The organism is Dietzia sp. SYD-A1 (genome assembly GCF_015356725.1).
Taxonomy (GTDB): Bacteria; Actinomycetota; Actinomycetes; order Mycobacteriales; family Mycobacteriaceae; genus Dietzia.
The window spans coordinates 1-2232 of the sequence record NZ_JADDKI010000226.1; the positions used below are offsets into that span (position 1 = coordinate 1).

Genomic DNA, 2232 nt, shown 5'->3' on the forward strand with positions numbered 1-2232 from the left:
CTTCGGTCTATTTTCGCCCAGCGATCCGCAGATCCCCATGAAACACCGGGGCTAACAACAATCTGCTGGCTCAGCATTGCCGTCCTCACTACTGGGTCGTGCAACTAAGCCGAGAGCAGCAGCTGAGTCCATCCCGGCTTCAGCGAACCCCTTTCTGCACTTCTCTCTGCAGCGCGCGATAGAGCGTCGATCGCCCGACCCCCAGATCACGTGCGATCGCCGATAGCCCCTCCCCCGCCTCGATGCGGGCTCGCGCCTTGTCGATCTGCTCGTCGGTCAGGACGCGTTTGCGTCCCTTGTACTTGCCCTTTGCTTTGGCGATGGCGATGCCCTCGGCCTGGCGTTCACGGATGATGGCTCGCTCGAACTCGGCGAACGCACCGAGCAGTGAGAGCATGAGGTCGGCTCGCGGGTCCTGGGCGCCGGCGGCGTAGGTGGCCCGCTCGTGGACGAACTCCACGCTCGCGCCCTTCGCGGTGATCTCGCCGACGATCTGCTTGAGGTCGACCAGGGAACGAGCGAGTCGGTCCATCGACGCAACAACCAGCTCGTCGCCGTCGCGCAGGTACCTGATGCACTCTTCTAGCTTCACCCGATCGGCACGAGAGCGAGCGGACTGCTTCTCGATATAGACCCGGTCGCACTCCCCCACCGCCTCGAGCTGACGCGCCTCGTTCTGATCCGCGGCCGACACCCGCACGTACGCCACTCGCTGTCCACGCGGACGCGAGGCCCGGCGAGCTGGCTTCGGCTTCGACTCCGGTTTCCCTTCGATGATGTTTTCCGAGTCCGTCGACTCCACCCGAAAGTTCCAGCCCAGCTCGTCCCGGCGACGAAAGCGGGTCCGCACGCTCCCGCGGCTGACGATGAGCACCTCCTCGCCACCATCACCAGAACGGTTGAGCAACGTCCCGATTCGATCAGCCATGAGGAGACCCTTTCGTCCGGAATCTGTATCAATAGATCCTAGACCCCACGGGAAGGTGTTTCATAAGTGCCGAACTAGACCCTGTGACACAGCGGCGACTGTGGACTTGATCGCTTTGTGGCGGTCTTCTGTGGTTACTTCTTGGCGGCGACGTACGACGTACCAATCGGGCGTTCTGGCCGAAAGGGTTAGAGCGAGTCGGCGACTCACGGGTGGGCGGCCGGGTTTGCGTCTGTTTTGTCAGAGTCCGAATGCTCCGCCGCTGATCAGAATGAAGGCGCCTAGGCCGATCAGGACAATCGGGAACAGGATGTGTTCCCAGCGCTCCAGGACTTCGGCGATCGGTCGGCGGGTGGCGACGAACCTTGCCAGGCCCACCAGTCCCGCCACCAGCACCAGGAACACGATGCAGTAGGCGACCACGGCTCCCGGGCCCACGTTGAGAAAGACGGGGACGTAAACGCCGATGTTGTCTCCACCGTTGGCGAAGGTTACGCCGGCCACGGTCCACACGGCGACGTTCTTGCCCTCGACCTTTGCATCGTCGTCATCATCGTCCCCGCGCCAGGCCTGCCACGCGGCCCACAGTCCCAAGCCCAGTGGGATCAGCCCGAAGTAAGGGATGGCCTGCGGGGGCAGGAAGACTCCCGCGCCCAGGGAGACGAGCACAGCCACGCCGAGGATGCCGGCGAACCCGAGATACTGGCCGGCCAGAATGCGTGCGGTGGTTCCGCGTTGGCCTGCTCCGCGGGCGAAAAACAGCGACAGGACGATGATGTCGTCGATATTGGTGGCAATGAACAGGCCGATCGCCTGCAGGGCCGAGGACAGGATCACGCCTGCACCTCCGTGGCGTGACAACCCGGCACTGAGCAGTCGGGCTCCAAGCAGGAGGCGTTTTCGTTGACCGCGAGGGTGATCTCGACCAAGGAAGATAGCGACCGGGCCAAGTGCGGGTCTGCGATCTCATACCGGGTCTGGCGACCTTCGGGCACTGCGACAACGATCCCGCAGTCGCGCAGGCATGCCAGATGGTTCGACACGTTCGACCGTGTCAGCTCCAGATCCCGGGCCAGCTCCGCCGGGTAGGCCGGCTGCTCCAGCAAGGTCAGCAGTATTCGGGACCGTGTCGGGTCGGCCATCGCCCGCCCTAACCGGTTCATCACATCGACACGAGAAGCAATAGTCAGCACTTGCTGAACTATACAGCGTCTGCTGAACTGTTGTGACAACGCCCTAAAAACCTAAAGGTTTTTAAGGCACATTCACGGCGCCAGGCGGGCCGCCGCGGGAGCCCTCGTCCA

General features: G+C 63.2%; 3 protein-coding genes. All 3 read right to left on the reverse strand.

Annotated features, from left to right (window positions below; genetic code table 11):
- Positions 1 to 139: 139 nt before the first annotated feature.
- The 3 genes from IY392_RS10095 to IY392_RS10105 all read right to left on the reverse strand — a co-directional run bounded on the left by IY392_RS10095 (position 140) and on the right by IY392_RS10105 (position 2121).
- Entirely contained in the window at positions 140 to 928 is a 789-nt protein-coding gene (locus tag IY392_RS10095) for a recombinase family protein (RefSeq protein WP_194861136.1), read from the reverse strand.
- A 240-nt stretch (positions 929 to 1168) separates the two neighbouring features.
- Positions 1169 to 1765, reverse strand: a complete 597-nt coding sequence (locus IY392_RS10100; protein ID WP_017838449.1) for a cadmium resistance transporter — start codon at positions 1763 to 1765, stop codon at positions 1169 to 1171.
- Positions 1762 to 2121 carry a helix-turn-helix transcriptional regulator gene (locus tag IY392_RS10105; protein WP_031265333.1) on the reverse strand — a complete coding sequence of 120 codons (360 nt, stop codon included), beginning with the start codon at positions 2119 to 2121 and terminating at the stop codon, positions 1762 to 1764. The genes IY392_RS10100 and IY392_RS10105 overlap by 4 nt, the downstream gene beginning before the upstream one ends.
- Between the last annotated feature and the right edge of the window lie 111 nt (positions 2122 to 2232).